Origin of the sequence: Halalkalibacter alkaliphilus (assembly GCF_023555415.1) — a bacterium.
Lineage (GTDB): Bacteria > Bacillota > Bacilli > Bacillales > Bacillaceae_D > Halalkalibacter > Halalkalibacter alkaliphilus.
This window is the reverse complement of sequence record NZ_JAKRYL010000035.1, coordinates 16,385-31,481: the sequence shown is the minus strand read 5'-3', so window position 1 is coordinate 31,481 and position 15,097 is coordinate 16,385. Positions and strand designations below refer to the sequence as shown.

Here is a 15,097-nt window from a genome sequence, read left to right as displayed (position 1 = left end):
CTTCTCTGTATCGACCTGAGTCACCGGGTCACCTGTCAAAAGTTCAATATGGTTTTCTTCATACCAGCTGTACTCGTTTAAAACGATATCATCAACCGTTGTATCCCCCTGAAGAACAGACGATAACAAGATTCGGTTATAGTTTGGATGCGGCTCTTCCCCAAAGACAGTAATGTCAAAACGTTCACTATCGTTTTTTAAGATTTCCTCAATCGTACGAATTCCAGCCATTCCGTTTCCTATTAGCACTAGTTTCTCTCTCACAAGAACCTCTCCTTTTCCTACTTCATTTGCTTTCTTAGCTTTCCAAGGCTAATTCTACTTCTTCGATCTTTCCAATAGCCTTTGCTACATCCTCGTTATCTATGATCATATCGACTCGGATATTAGACTTTTTCAAAATAAGACTTGTATCTATTCCTTTACAGATAATTGTTACATTCTCTTGTACTTGTTCTAAAGGTATCCCACTTAATTCTAGAAACTTCAAAAATGTCAAAGCTTCAGCAGGAGATGTAAGTAGAATTGTATTAATATGACGCTCCTCTAGCAGTCTTGTGAGAGCTGCAATATCTTTGTTTGAAACGCTCTTCTTCCTTACTACAATCCCCTTAGCTAATGGGGAAAGAGTTGCTCTCTCACTTTCAATTTCAGTCTCATCTCCTACTAACACCGGAGATACGACAGACATGTCTATGAGCTTAGATTTGATACCGATCGTTTGTAACGTCTTTTTAACTGATTCATTTATTGAATAAAAAGGCAATCGGATATCCCGAACGTCCATGCAGTTCTCTCCAAGCCCTTTTAAAAAGGCAAAGACACTTTTCGTGGAAAGAAAGACCAACTCATTATCGCTTTCCATTTTTAGTAGGTCGTTAACAGCTCCACTGTCAAAATAATCCCTCTCACATAGTAGCTCATGTTCAAAAACATCTGCTCCGTCTTTCTTAAGAGCTGTAACCATCTCTCTATTTCTTTCATCAATAGAAGGAATAAGAATAGCTCTTCCCGAAAGAAGTCTGTTGTCAAACCAAGCTAACTTCGAACGAAGCTTCACAACATCGCCGACAACAATAATGGCTGGGTTCGTAATGTTAGCCTGTTCAACCTTGCTTGTGATCGTAGCAAGTGTTCCTTCTACTGTTCTTTGTTTGCTGTAAGTCCCCCAATGAACAACTAACGCTTGCGTATCTCTTCCTTTCCCATGTTTGATCAATTGCTCTGAGATCGTATTAAGGTGTTTAACTCCCATATAGAAGACGATCGTTTCGACTCCTTTGGATAAAGAATTCCAATCAACATTAGGTGTTCCATCCTTCTGACTGCCATGTCCTGTGACTACAGCAAAAGAGTTCGAATGCTTTCGATGAGTAATAGGAACTCCCGCATACATTGTTGCCGCAATTCCGGCTGTAATTCCTGGAATGATTTCATAGCGAATATGGTTCTCTGCTAATAGTTCAGCTTCTTCACCAACTCTTCCAAATACAGCTGGATCACCACCCTTTAAACGGACAACGGTCTTTCCTTTTCTCGCATGAATGAGAATTTCTTTTTGAATATCTTCTTGCCTCAGCGTATGTTTGCAAGGTTGCTTACCGCAGTAAATTAACTTAGCATCATCTTTTACATCAGTTAACAAAAAAGGATTGATTAATCGATCAAAAATGACTACGTCAGCCTGTTGCAAGACCTGTTTTCCTTTTACAGTAATTAAATCTATGTCTCCCGGACCAGCCCCTACAAAGTAGACCATTCCACTATTCATTAATCACGCCCCCTTTGCTACTGTAAAGAATTATTTGAATTATATGTATTATCCTAAACCAACATCTTGGATGCATGTTATATTGTGTCAGCTTATCTTACATAGTTTTTTGAAGAAGCAGTATATGACTGGAAATAGTCTATTCTATATAGAAGAAACTCCGATCATGTACTTTCGTTACAAACGTGATTGAACTTAGAAAATAACATTGGTTTTTAAAATCCCTAAAAAAATATCCTTTTCAAACCTTTGTAGAACCAAAATTCAGAACGCCTTCCCTACCAACCAGTTAAGCGTTATCAGTAAAAAAATCCCACAAGAAAACCCTGTAACATTTCCTATCGAACATTCAGACAACAATAGATAAGTAATGTAAAAATAAAAAATATATTTGAAATACAGAATTCTAGGGAGGTTTTTTTTCGATGACGGTATCAGAGATTTTTAAGTTTAAGAATGAAAGGATTAAGGTTCTACATTTTACTTGGTTCGCTTTCTTCATTTCTTTTTTCACTTGGTATAATATGGCGCCCCTTGCCACTACAATGCTTGAAGCTATGGATTGGCTAACTCCACAACACATTGCTGCACTCGGAATTTGTAACGTAGTTTTAACCATTCCTGCACGGGTGTTGATAGGCTCACTACTAGATAAATACGGACCTAGAGTCGTCTACTCAGGCCTACTCATTACCATGTCAGTACCAGCATTGGTCTTTGCCTTTGGTGATAGCTGGGCTCAATTAATGATTGCCCGCCTTGTTCTTGGTAGTATTGGTGCTAGTTTCGTTGTTGGTATTCGAATGGTAGCTGAGTGGTTCCCGCCTAAGAGCATCGGCTTTGCTGAAGGAATTTATGGGGGCTGGGGGAATTTTGGTTCTGCTGCCGCTGCTATGCTCCTGCCTTGGTTTGGTCTCACCTTACTTGGTGGTGATAATGGTTGGAGATACGCTTTAGCATTTACTGGTATCATCTGTTTTGTTTACGGGATTATTTATTACATTTGTGTCAGAGACACGCCAGAAGGAAAAGTCCTAATGAAACCAAAACGTTCTGGAGCATTGGAAGTAAGTAGTTGGGGTGATTTAGTTCAACTAATCGTATGGACGATTCCTCTTGGTGGAGCGCTAGCAATCAGTGCATGGAGATTAGAAGGGTTAGGATTTGTTTCGCAAACAGCACTATATATCATTTGGGCCGTTCTTGTCATTGTATTAATCTATCAAATTTATATGATCCTAAAAGTAAATGTCCCAATTCTTAAAAAAGGTGTACCTGAAGATGACAAATACAAATTTAAAAACGTTGGTGCTTTAAATAGTACGTATTTTGCCAACTTTGGCGCCGAGCTTGCCATTATTTCTATGCTACCAATGTTCTTTCAATTGACATTTTCACTGTCAGCATCACAAGCCGGTCTTATAGCTGCATCCTTTGCCTTTGTGAATCTCCTCGCCCGTCCATTAGGTGGGATTCTTTCAGACCGAATGGGGAGCCGTCGTAACGTTATGCTAGTATATATGGCTGGTATTACAATCGGACTTGTCGGTATGGGCTTTATGGACTCAAGCTGGCCTTTAGTTGTTGCTGTAGCTATTACCGTTTTAACGTCTATGTTTATCCAAGGTGCTGAAGGTGCGACGTTTGCCGTTATTCCAATGATTAAGAAACGTGTAACTGGTCAAATAGCCGGAATGTCTGGTGCTTATGGAAATGTTGGTGCGACTGTTTATTTAACTCTTTATACATTTGTCACACCGCAACAATTCTTCTTTATCCTTGCTGGCGGTGCTTTAGTTAGTTTTCTTATTTGCTTCTTCACTTTGGAAGAGCCTGAAAATTCATTTGGCGAAGAATATTATATGTCTTCAGATGAGTTAAAAGTATTAGAAGCGGAAGATAAGAAGCTTCATAAAAAAGCACTATAATCAAACATCGAAATAAAAGACTTCCCTTTTACGTTAGGGCACTGAAAAAAGGTCGGTTATACCTTATCAGTGCCTTATTTTCATGTACATGTCCAGATATATACTTAGCTTATCTGCTACAGCATTCGGATAATAGACAAAACGAGAGGTTTGCTTGAATCATATCATTCAAGCAAACCTCTCATCTTTAATTGGCTATCGGACTAATTTTTACTGCACTTACTTTGAATCCAGGCATTCTACAAGTAGGATCCAATTTTTTAGAGACCAAACGGTTGACATTTTGTGAGTCAGCCCAATGAAATGGGACAAACACTGTATCTTTACGAATTGTTTGCGACCATTTGCTTCTAACAACAATGCTTCCTCGTTTCGATTCTACCTTCACTAACGTGTTATCTTTTATATGGAATTTCTCAGCTGTTGATGGATGGATTTCCATATATGACTCAAACTCACGAGCTGCAAGTGTTGAACTTTTTCTCGTTTGAACTCCTGTTAAATAGTGCGACATCACCCTTCCTGTTGTTAAATAAAGCGGAAACTCTTCAGTAGGCTTTTCTTTAGGAATTTCAGGTTCACTTTGCACGACAACCATCTTCGCTTTTCCATCAGCATGTGCGAATTCTTGTTCAAATAAACGTTTCGTCCCTGGATGATCTTGATCTGGGCAAGGCCACAAAATCCCTTTTTCCGAACGTAAGCGATCATATGTGATTCCAGAGTAATCAGCAATTCCTCCGCGAGTTGCAACTCTTAATTCATTGAAGATTTCTTCCGGAGAAGAAAATGCGAAATATTCTCCTTTTCCTAGAGCCTTTGCTACATCACAAATAATTTGCCAATCATGCTTCGCTTCTCCTCGAATTGGAAAACTCGCTTCTCTTAATGTGACTCTTCCTTCTACATTCGTCATTGTACCAGGTGTCTCTAAATAAGATGTTGCTGGTAAAATTAAATCGGCTAGTCTAGCTGATTCAGAAATGAACATATCTACCGCGACGAAAAAGTCTAACTTTTCAAGTGCTTTTTTAACAAATTCAGCACTCGGGTTAGAGACTACAGGGTTTGAACACATTAAAAACATTCCTTTAATTTCCCCTTCGTCGATCTTTTGAATCATTTCAAAAGCAGAAACCCCTTTTCTCGGTAAATCCTGTTCACGAATTCCCCAAACATCAGCAATATAGTTCCGATGTTCCGCGTTTTCAATCGAACGGTAACCAGGTAATTGGTCAGCCTTTTGCCCATGCTCTCTTGCTCCTTGACCATTTCCTTGCCCAGTTACAGCTCCGTATCCTGAATATTCTTTTCCAATTTTCCCCGTAGCTAAAAGAATATTTAAAAAATTACGTACAGATGCTGATCCATCTGTTTGTTGTTCAATTCCTCTTGCAGTGAAGATCATACCAGACTCTTCTCTCCCGAAGACTGTTGCTGCTTTTTTGATTTGTTCAATAGGTACCCCTGTTTGTTCAGAAATCTCCTCTAAATCTAGTGAAGCTATATACTCCTTCACTTCATCAAATCCGCTCACTCGCTTTGCGATAAATTGCTCATCAATTAAATTTTCCTCTAAAATGACTTTTAACAACCCATTTGCTAGAGCTGCATCCATCCCCGGTTTTACTTTTAAGTGTAAATCTGCCATCTTCGTCGTTGCTGTTTCACGAGGGTCAATTGCAATAATAAAAGAACCATTCTCCTTGGCCTTTTCAAAATAAGGCATAATCGTTGGCTGGCATTCCGCAACATTTGTTCCTGCTAAGATGAGGCATCTGGAATGAGGGATCTCTTGGATTGTATTCGTAAAACCGCGATCCATCCCAAATGTCTGCGCCGCAGCTGAAGCAGCTGCCGACATACAGAGTCGACCATTATAATCAATGTATCTAGTACCCAAAGCGACTCTAGCAAACTTTCCTAACAAGTATGCTTCCTCATTCGTTATCGTTGCACTTCCATAAACAGATAACGCATTGCTTCCATGCTCGGTTTGAATCTCAGTAAACTTTTCTTTAATCAAATTTATCGCTTCATCCCATGAGATTCGTACAAACTCTCCATTCACCTTTAACAATGGGTGCTTGATTCGATCGTTGTGTACAGCATGCTGATGTGCATTCAATCCTTTAATGCATAGCCGGCCTTCAGAAGTTGGGTTATCTTTCCCAACAGTCTTATACGTTTTCCTCGTAACGGTTGATTGTTCAATGAGCTGCATCTTACACTGCATGCTGCAAAAAGGACATTGTGTGTCGTAAACTTTCTCTGTTTCTACTTGCTGCTGTCTTTTTCTAAAATATCTTAATAACATTTCTGTCACGATGTCTCATCCTTTGCTATTTTTTTTGTCGCTTCTGGACATGACGTTATTATTTATTACTTAGTAAGACTTTTTTATTTTGATAAGAGTCGCTTTCCAAGGCCTCGATTAGTTGCTGTCTTAATTCGCTATCAAACAACACTTCTCTTATATGCAGTAAGTTAATGCGGTCAATCCATTCCCATGAGCGTTCAGCATATTTGGCTGTTTCCCGGTAATACTGGATAAAGCCAATGACAATTTCATACACTTCTTGCTCTGTTTCCGCTACACAAAGCAATTGACCTGTTCGCGCATTTCGCCCACTGCTACCACCAACATATACTTCCCATCCTCGATCAAACTGGATGATGCCAATATCTTTTGTCGTTGAACCCGCCCCGTTATGCATACACGAAGAGATGCCCATTTTGACTCGGTACGGTGTTGTTAAGTAGTCTGTTTTCTTTTCAATTTGAACTGCCAGCTCGAGAGCATCCTGTTTGTCACACTTACAAACTGTCTCACCAATACATGTTTTGATGTTTTGAACGGTATTTCCATACGTACTGCTCAATGGGAGGTCTAAATCTCTCCAGATAGATTCTAAATCTTCCTTTTTTACTCCTGTGAGATGCAATCGTTGTTCACTAGTAATTGCCACATTAGGGACTTGATATTTTTCAACTACGTCAGCAACTTTGCGCAGTTCTTTTGCATTTGTTAGCCCGCCGTACATTTGTGGAGTAAGGGAGTATGTTCCATCCGCTTGTCGAGTCGCATTCATTCGCTCATTAATAAAAAGTGATTCTTGTTTCGTCTCATACTCTGGATAAATCATACCTAAATAATATTGCAAAGCAGGTCGACATGTCGGACATCCATCTTCTGTTCTCCAGTCAAGTTCACGCATGACCTCATCAATAGAATTAAGACTTTTTAGTTGCATTTCTGTTACGATCTCTTCATCAGTTAATGTCGTACAACCACACAACGTTTCTTTCTCTATTACTTCATCAAAATCTTCACTTTGCATATAAGCTAATAAATCGGTTACTAACGGTTTACAGCCCCCACATGCACTTGATGCCTTTGTACACTTTTTCACTTCTTCTGCTGTTGTCAATCCTTGTGATTGACAAGCTTCAATAATCGTTCCTTTTGTTACGCCATTACAGTTACAAATGAGATCTGTCTGTTCCATCGCGGCCACTTGTGATTCTTGGTTTGAGGATTGTAAGACGAACATTTTTTCCTCATCTGTAATGACCTTTTGCTTACTAATCATATCTAGTAGCTTGTTACCTGCTTTTGTGTCTCCAAACATAACTGAGCCAATCACTTTATCTTCCTTTAAGACAATTTTCTTATAGATTCCAGCTAGCTCATCATATTGAGTAATCGTTTTGCTCGTTTCATCCGCATGAAATTGACCTACAGAAAAGACATCCACACCTGAAATCTTTAATTGAGTTGATAAAGTTGATCCTTGATAACCATTTTCTTCGATTCCACAAATATGCTTGGCTAGAATTCTTCCCTGCTCATAGAGAGGCTTCACTAAACCATAAACCATCCCTCTATGTTCAACGCACTCACCAACAGCGTATATATCAGGAATGCTTGTTTGTAAATAATCATTAACAACAATCGCCCGGTTCGTCTCAAGCCCACTATCTTTTGCCATTTGAACGTTTGGTCTGACACCGACAGCCATCACGACCGCATCAGCAGAAACGATCGATCCATCTTTGAAGCGTAAACCTTCCACTCTGGATTCACCAATTATTTCTTTCGTTGCCTTTTCTAATAGAAAATTCATCCCTTGTTTTTCAAGCTCTTGTTGAAGCATTTTTGCAGCTGTTTGGTCTAACTGTCTCTCCATTAAATAATTGGCAATATGAACAACATCTACTTCCATTCCTAGATTAAGGAGTCCTCTTGCAGCCTCTAAACCTAGTAAACCACCACCAATAACTATGGCTTTCTTATGATCCTTCGAAATATTAATCATCTTCTGACAATCTTCTATAGTCCGAAAGCTTACTACTCCTTCTTTGTCCGCTCCTGGAATTGGCAAGACAAATGGGACCGACCCTGTAGCAAAAATAAGTTTATCGTAGGAAACTTCTCTATCTTTATCTGTTCGAATCACCTTTTTAGCAGGATCCACTTTCACAACTGTTTCACCTGTGTAGAGCTTTATTCCATTCGAGTCATACCAAGCATGGTTATGAAGTGTTATGTCCTCTACCTTTGTGCCGCCTTGTAGCACTGTTGATAACATGATTCGGTTGTAGTTAAAGTGCGGCTCACTTCCAAAGACCGTTATATCAAACATGTGAGGATTGTTCTCTAAGATTTCCTCAATGCAATTGATGCCTGCCATGCCGTTTCCAATTAAGATTAATTTTTTCTTTTTCATCTTAGAAACCCTCCAGATTTAATGGTAATTGACTGTTCCAAAAGAACATCCTCGTAAATTACACGTTATACTTGCATAAGATACATATCATTTACACCTTCAAAATATCTACATCAGTAAAATTTTATCGAATAATGAGTAATAATACTTTAACTATGTCAGATGTGCTGACAAAGAAATCTTTAGGAGACTTTGTTCTACTTGTAAAAAGCCTACTGTCGCGTTAAACAGTAGATTATGAGCTTCATAAGTCGCTTTTATAAAATGACTGCCACAACCAAATACTTCCATTTCGACAAACCAAATATATTACAATTGTTTACATTTTTTATCATCTCTTTGAGTACCCTAACATTTGTTGACATAATACACTTGAAAGGGATTAAAAAATGAGGCACATCATTCTATCTACATTCCTAATTTTATTAAACTTTAGACAGAGGACTTGGCGAATTCTTCCGAGGTTTTTCAAAGCACTAATCTACATAGCATTCATAAACTCTTTATATTACTATTTCTTTAAAAAACACATTTTATGGGAGTTACAGTCAAACAACTTAAATTTAAAACAATTACGTGTGATTCACATCTTTGTCATTACACCTTTACTATTTTTACTTTGTATGGCAAACTTTCCTCAAAACAATGTAAACTTACAAGTTAAACATATCTTGAAATGGTCAATAAAATGCGCATTGGTTGAATTCATAGGGGAAAAATCAAAAATGATTTATTTTAAAAATGGCTGGCATATCTTTTGGTCATGGAGCATCTACATCTTTCTTTTTTCGTTTGGCTATTTATACACAATCAACCCTCTATTTGTCTGGAACATATCCATACCTACATTACTTTTCTTTTTGATAAAATTTAAAGCACCATTTAGAAAAAATCAGTTGCTCGGCCCAGTACGTTTATTTATGAAAAGAGCACAAACACCATATTGGGTGAAAAAAATGCGAAAGCTTGTTATAAACTTCAATAGCCGATACTTGTTTCGCTATTAATACAAAAACCCCTTTAGGCTGAAGAACCTTAAGGGGCTTTTGTTAAGCAAAATATTGATTATAATAGAAAAAAGAATACCTCAAAATAACCGCATTTCGAACTAATTTCATTATGATTCCACAAATTACTGTACGACGATAATGAAAGTTAGAGAAACTTGGTTATTGAGACATTCTTTTTCGTTTATTTTTTAAATTTAGCTAAACCTTTATTTAATTCTTTTGTTTGTTTGTATACATCTTTATATAACTCAAATAACTCTTGATATTGTTGAACATTTTCTTCATTAGGGAAATATTCCTTTTCTACTTGTAAGAAAGAATCTGCACATTCTGACATGGAAGCAAACCATCCACAGCCATACGCTGCTAGCATAGCAGCACCCATCCCAGGACCTTGTTCGCTAGATAATTTTACAATTTTAGCATTAAAAACGTCCGCTTGCATTTGCAGCCAAGCTTCGTTTTTCGCACCACCGCCGATTGAGATGATAGAGTCAATTTTTTTCCCTTGTTTCCGGAAGATTTCCACTGATTCATTTAATGAGAACGTAATCCCTTCTAAAACCGCCCGTGCAAAATGTTTCCTCTCATGAGAGCCATCCATTCCAACAAAGCTAGCTCGGATTGTAGCATCAACGTGCGGTGTTCTTTCTCCAACAAGATAAGGTGTAAATAAAAGTCCATTTGAACCTGGAGAAACCGTATCTACGTCAGCTAACAAATCTGTAAAGCTTTCGTTTTCGGCAAACGTATTTTTGAACCAGCTCAGACTATATCCTGCTGCGAGGGTTACTCCCATTGTATAAAAAGCATCAGGAGCACCATGATTAAAGTAATGAACCGTTCCTTGAAAATCTTTGTTTCCATCTGCTTCATATGAAAGAACAACACCTGAAGTTCCTATACTTGCCAAAGTCTTTCCTTCCTCTAGAATTCCTGAGCCAATTGCTCCGCATGCATTATCTGCTCCGCCTGCAAATACACGTGTATTATCAGAAAGTCCTGTGAAATCTGCAACCTCCGGAAGGATGACTCCTACTTCATCATGCGATTGAACAAGTGGTGGACAGAAGCCTCGATCCAGCTCAAACAAATCACAAATTTCATTGCTCCACTCTTTTTGAGCTACATTCAACAGCAACGTTCCAGCTGCATCGGAAAGATCCATGTGTACTTTCCCTGTCAACTTTAAGCGAACATAATCTTTTGGAAGTACGAAAACCTTTGCTTTTGCAAAAATGTCAGGCTCATGTTTTTTAACCCAGAGGATTTTAGGTAAGGTGAAACCTTCTAATGCAGGGTTTTTTGTTATTTCCAAAAGCTGAGCCTCGCCAACCGTTTGATAAATTTCCTCGCATTCTGCTGTCGTTCTCGTATCATTCCACAAAATCGCATTGCGCAATGGTTTATTATTTTCATCTAGCAACACCAATCCATGCATTTGACCCGAAAAGCTAATCCCTTCAATATCTTCTTTGTTATCCGAAAATTCTTCAAGAAGTTCTTGTAATCCTGCAAGTGTTTGATTTACCCAAGCATCCGGATCTTGTTCACTATATCCAGCTTTTTCTTGTATTAAAGGATAATCTTTTGAAACTTCTTTCACAACTTCACCATTTTGATCAACAAGCAGGATCTTAACAGCACTTGTCCCCAAGTCTACTCCTACTACATATTTCATTAACCCTCACTCCTTGCCTTCATATTATCTTGTCTGCGTAAATTTGTTAGTTCATTCGTTAGACAAACAAAGTTATTTTGTTTTATAGTAATTACTTAACAATCCCATTATAATAGAATGAGTTTCTTACTAAGGAGGTACTTCCATGGGTCGAGCTTTATACAGTATGTTAGAATGGATCACACGCTTTGCTTATATTAATGTATTATGGTTTTTCTTCACATTAGCCGGTGGTGTCATCCTTGGGTTGTTCCCAGCAACGATTGCAATGTTTTCACTTATAAGACAATGGTTAAGGGGCCACTCCGATATGCCTATTTTCCCTTCTTTTTGGAGATATTATAAAAAGGAATTTTGGAAAAGCAACCGTTTAGGATTGATTATTTATCTATTTTCTTTTGTATTTGGATTCAATATTATTTTTCTTCATGCAAATATTGGTGAACTTATTACATGGACATATGTCCCATTGCTTGCAGGCTTACTGCTTTTCATTTTACTGATCATTTATTTATTTCCAACTTATGTTCATTACGATTTACCAGTAATGCAAATTATAAAAAATGCTTTCTTAACAATGTTAGTTAGCCCAATTTACAGCTTTTTCATCATGATTTGTTTGGGGGCTAGCTATATTATCGTAACAGTCATCCCAGCTTTAGCGTTAATTTTTGGTGCAAGCTTTTTTAGCTTCATTACTTTATGGTTTTCCTTACATGCATTTTCTAAAATTGAACATAAACAGAAAAGGTAGCGAATCACCTGTCTTTAAAAGGCGGGTGATTCTTATTATCCTTTTACCGCACTAGAAGAAATACCTTCAACAATTTTGTTACTAAAGAACAAGAATGCGATTAAGATTGGCAATACACTTATAACAAGAGTTGCTCCAATTGCGCCCCAGTCTGTCATATATTGACCGACAAAGTTTTGAATACCAACTGTTAACGTTTTATATTTATCAGAACTGATGAACGTGTTAATAAACACAAACTCATTCCAATTGTAAATCATATTAATGATCGCTGTTGTTGCAAGAATCGGTGCAGAGATCGGTAAAATAATTCTGAAAAACAATCTATGAAGTGATGCTCCATCAATAATCGCAGCTTCTTCGATTTCTTTCGGAAGTGTATAGTAAAATCCAAGTAAAATCATCATTGTAATAGGCAAGTTATAGGCCGTATATGTGATAACAATTGAAATTGGATTATTTATCAAATTCACACTTAAAAACATATTAAACAGTGGAATTAAAGCTGAGTGAATCGGGATCATTAACCCTATCATGAACAAACCTAAAACTAATTTGCTAAGCTTCCATTTCATTCTTGTAATAACAAAAACCGCCATGCTTGCAAACAATAGTGTTATTGCAATAGATAGTCCAGTAATCCAAACACTGTTCCAGAAATAGGTACCAATCCCGCCTTCCCAAACAACTAAATAGTTTTCCCATCTAATTTCTTGTGGTAAAGCAAAAGGTGAACCTGCAAAAATTTCTCGATTGCTCTTTAAAGAGAAAAGGAACAACCAGACTATAGGGAAAATTTGAAAAAGGGCAACAATGCCTAAACAAAAATATAGAAAAAAGTATCCTACGCGTCCCATCACATAAACCTCCCTTTAATATTGGATCTCCTCTTTATCCGCTGTAAGCTTACGGATAATAACAGTGACAACTAATGTAATAATTAGCAACATGAAACCAACGGCACTTCCGTAGCCAAAGTTATAGTTACCAAAAGCAAGCTTATACATATAAGAAGCCATAACTTCACTTGCTCCGTTTGGTCCTCCACCAGTCATAACATAAATTAAATCAAAATATTTAAGTGAACCGACAACCGCAAGGACAATTGTTACTTTAACTACACCCATTATTAAAGGCAACTTGATGCGGGTTGCAATTTGAAATGGTGTTGCTCCATCGATTTTTGCAGCTTCTACCATTGATTCCGGAATCCCTTTTAAAGCAGCATAGTAAATTAAAATGTAGAAACCTGCGTATTGCCATAAAATCGGGATAAAGATTGAATACAGAACAATGTTTGGATCAGCAAGCCATAGTGGTGGGTTCTGAACCCCAAACCAACTAAGAATTTCATTTAACATTCCATTTGATGGATTATACACTTTAATCCATAGCTGAGCGATCGCAACAGAAGATAATAACATAGGAATTAAGTAAATTTTTCTTAAAAGGTCTGCACCTTTTATTTTGGAAGCTAAAATCATTGATACTGCTAAATAAACAACTAAACTAAGCGTTGAAAATACTGCTAACAGAGCAGAGTTTCCTGCACTTTGCCAAAACTTACCATCCGTTAGTACGTTAAGGTAGTTTTCTAAACCGATGAACTGCATTGCTCCAATCCCATCCCACTTCATCAGCCCATAGTACCCTGTTAAAAGTAAAGGAATGAAGATTAGAATACCAACTAATAACAATGCAGGGAGAAGATACAAAGTGATAAACCACTTGTTCGACATAACTTTATGCATAGCGTATTAACCCCCTTAAAAGATAGAAAAGGACAAACCAGTTAAGGATTTGTCCTTTTCGCTTATTACTGGATGCAAAACATATTGTTTTATATTCTTGTAATGATTATTCTAGCTTCTTATTCAGCAAGTGCCGCTTCTTGTTGTGCAGCAAATTCCTCAGGAGTGATTTGTCCACCAAATAGAGCTTGGATTAAATCTAAGTGAGTTTGAGCTGCTGAAGCAGTCATTTGTACGTCTGCATATAGCGTTAAGCCTGTTGCTTGGTTAAGGTCTTCAAGTACTTCTACGTACATATCAGGAAGATCTAAGCTTTCACCGTCAACAATTGTTGCAGGAAGAACACCAGCCTCAGATACTGCTTTAGAACCCCATTGCTCTACGAAATAAGCTGCAAATTGTTTTGCTTCTTCTTTCACATCAGAGTTTTCAGCTACGAATAGCCCAACCCCAGGACCACCTACAAAGCTATTGTGGTCACCTTGACCATCTACAGTAGGGAACTTGAAGAATCCAACATTATCTCTGAACTCTTGTGGAACATCTTCATTTGTAGTGAAGTTTGGTAAATCCCAAGTTGCAATCATATACATTGCTGATTGCTCGTTCATGAACATGCTCTTCGCTTCTTCATCAGCCATACCGTTGAAGCCGTTTACAAACGCATTGCTGTCAACCATTTCTTGTACTTTTGCAGCAGCATCAACAAATGCTTGATCTTCAAAAGATGCTTCTCTTGCAATAGCGTTTGTTAATAAGTCAGAACCACCAATTCTATCAGCAAAGTACATATACCACATTGAACCAGTCCAGCTATCTCTGTTTCCTAATGCGATTGGCTGTACATTGTTTTCAGTTAAAGTAGATACTACTTGTTGTAACTCTTCGTATGTTTCTGGCGCTTCTAATCCATACTCTTCAAAGATTTCTTTGTTATAGTAAACATATACTGTATTTAACTCTAAAGGTAACCCGTAAGAATGACCATCTTTTTCATAAGCTTCAACAGTTCCCGCTACGAATTGGTCTCTTAATCCATCTTCTAATACATCATCTAATGGAGCAAACTTGTTTCCTGAAACAAATGGATCTAAGTATCCAGCTGCCCATGTCATCCCAACATCAGGAAGTTCATTTGCTGCTGATAGTACTGTGATTTGATCTTTGTATTGTTCGTTACTTAAAACTTGAAGATCAATTGTAATATTTTCATTTTCAGCTTCAAAATCTGCAATGATTTCGTTTACAATTCGATGGTGCTCTGCAGAACTACCTTGTGGCCATAAGTGCATAAAATCAACTGTTGCTGTATCTCCTGCAGGTGCAGCTCCTTGCTCATTCTCTCCAGCTTGACCGCCATCAGTGTCACCGCCACCGCAACCTGTAGCAATCATTGCCCCTGCTAATAAAGCAGCCAAAGATGTAATCGCTTTCTTCTTAAACATTTTAAAACCCCCTTGTTTGTGTAACGA

General features: G+C 37.8%; 10 protein-coding genes. 2 read left to right on the top strand and 8 right to left on the bottom strand.

The features are described 5' to 3' along the window. Together MF646_RS21440 and cobA are read right to left on the bottom strand one after the other, a co-directional pair. Positions 1–264, bottom strand: a 264-nt coding sequence (locus MF646_RS21440) for an FAD-dependent oxidoreductase (RefSeq protein WP_250098543.1), incomplete at its 3' end; no start/stop codon positions are given. Positions 265–298: 34 nt separating this feature from the next. After that, the gene (cobA, locus tag MF646_RS21435; protein ID WP_250098542.1) at positions 299–1,771 is read right to left on the bottom strand and encodes a uroporphyrinogen-III C-methyltransferase; all 1,473 of its coding nucleotides are present in this window, start codon (positions 1,769–1,771) and stop codon (positions 299–301) included. 425 nt (positions 1,772–2,196) lie between these two features. On the opposite strand from cobA, the gene MF646_RS21430 reads away from it, so the two are divergent. Then, the gene (locus MF646_RS21430) at positions 2,197–3,699 is read left to right on the top strand and encodes an MFS transporter (RefSeq protein WP_250098541.1); all 1,503 of its coding nucleotides are present in this window, start codon (positions 2,197–2,199) and stop codon (positions 3,697–3,699) included. A gap of 187 nt (positions 3,700–3,886) precedes the next feature. On the opposite strand, the gene nasC is transcribed toward MF646_RS21430, so the two are convergent. The 3 genes from nasC to xylB all read right to left on the bottom strand — a co-directional run bounded on the left by nasC (position 3,887) and on the right by xylB (position 11,120). Then, complete coding sequence (gene nasC / locus MF646_RS21425) at positions 3,887–6,025, bottom strand: assimilatory nitrate reductase catalytic subunit NasC (protein WP_250098540.1); 2,139 nt, start codon at positions 6,023–6,025, stop codon at positions 3,887–3,889. Between the two features lie 49 nt (positions 6,026–6,074). Next, on the bottom strand, positions 6,075–8,429 hold the full coding sequence (gene nirB, locus MF646_RS21420) for a nitrite reductase large subunit NirB (protein WP_250098539.1): 2,355 nt from the start codon (positions 8,427–8,429) through the stop codon (positions 6,075–6,077). A gap of 1,191 nt (positions 8,430–9,620) precedes the next feature. Further along, positions 9,621–11,120 carry a xylulokinase gene (gene xylB, locus MF646_RS21415; protein WP_250098538.1) on the bottom strand — a complete coding sequence of 500 codons (1,500 nt, stop codon included), beginning with the start codon at positions 11,118–11,120 and terminating at the stop codon, positions 9,621–9,623. A gap of 145 nt (positions 11,121–11,265) precedes the next feature. Here xylB and MF646_RS21410 point away from each other — a divergent pair, with 145 nt between their 5' ends. Continuing rightward, on the top strand, positions 11,266–11,874 hold the full coding sequence (locus MF646_RS21410) for a YesL family protein (RefSeq protein WP_250098537.1): 609 nt from the start codon (positions 11,266–11,268) through the stop codon (positions 11,872–11,874). 35 nt (positions 11,875–11,909) lie between these two features. Here MF646_RS21410 and MF646_RS21405 read toward each other — a convergent pair whose 3' ends face one another. The 3 genes from MF646_RS21405 to MF646_RS21395 form a co-directional block, all read right to left on the bottom strand. After that, complete coding sequence (locus tag MF646_RS21405) at positions 11,910–12,731, bottom strand: carbohydrate ABC transporter permease (RefSeq protein ID WP_250098536.1); 822 nt, start codon at positions 12,729–12,731, stop codon at positions 11,910–11,912. Between the two features lie 15 nt (positions 12,732–12,746). Then, positions 12,747–13,625 carry a carbohydrate ABC transporter permease gene (locus tag MF646_RS21400; RefSeq protein ID WP_250098535.1) on the bottom strand — a complete coding sequence of 293 codons (879 nt, stop codon included), beginning with the start codon at positions 13,623–13,625 and terminating at the stop codon, positions 12,747–12,749. 119 nt (positions 13,626–13,744) lie between these two features. Further along, entirely contained in the window at positions 13,745–15,070 is a 1,326-nt protein-coding gene (locus MF646_RS21395; RefSeq protein WP_250098534.1) for an extracellular solute-binding protein, read from the bottom strand. Positions 15,071–15,097: the final 27 nt, after the last annotated feature.

What these genes read in the sequence shown, in the direction of transcription:
- cobA (WP_250098542.1), bottom strand. Translation starts at nt 1,771, where the DNA reads ATGAATAGTGGAATGGTCTACTTTGTAGGGGCTGGTCCGGGAGACATA.
- MF646_RS21430 (WP_250098541.1), top strand. Translation starts at nt 2,197, where the DNA reads ATGACGGTATCAGAGATTTTTAAGTTTAAGAATGAAAGGATTAAGGTT.
- nirB (WP_250098539.1), bottom strand. Translation starts at nt 8,429, where the DNA reads ATGAAAAAGAAAAAATTAATCTTAATTGGAAACGGCATGGCAGGCATC.
- xylB (WP_250098538.1), bottom strand. Translation starts at nt 11,120, where the DNA reads ATGAAATATGTAGTAGGAGTAGACTTGGGGACAAGTGCTGTTAAGATC.
- MF646_RS21410 (WP_250098537.1), top strand. Translation starts at nt 11,266, where the DNA reads ATGGGTCGAGCTTTATACAGTATGTTAGAATGGATCACACGCTTTGCT.
- MF646_RS21405 (WP_250098536.1), bottom strand. Translation starts at nt 12,731, where the DNA reads ATGGGACGCGTAGGATACTTTTTTCTATATTTTTGTTTAGGCATTGTT.
- MF646_RS21400 (WP_250098535.1), bottom strand. Translation starts at nt 13,625, where the DNA reads ATGCATAAAGTTATGTCGAACAAGTGGTTTATCACTTTGTATCTTCTC.
- MF646_RS21395 (WP_250098534.1), bottom strand. Translation starts at nt 15,070, where the DNA reads ATGTTTAAGAAGAAAGCGATTACATCTTTGGCTGCTTTATTAGCAGGG.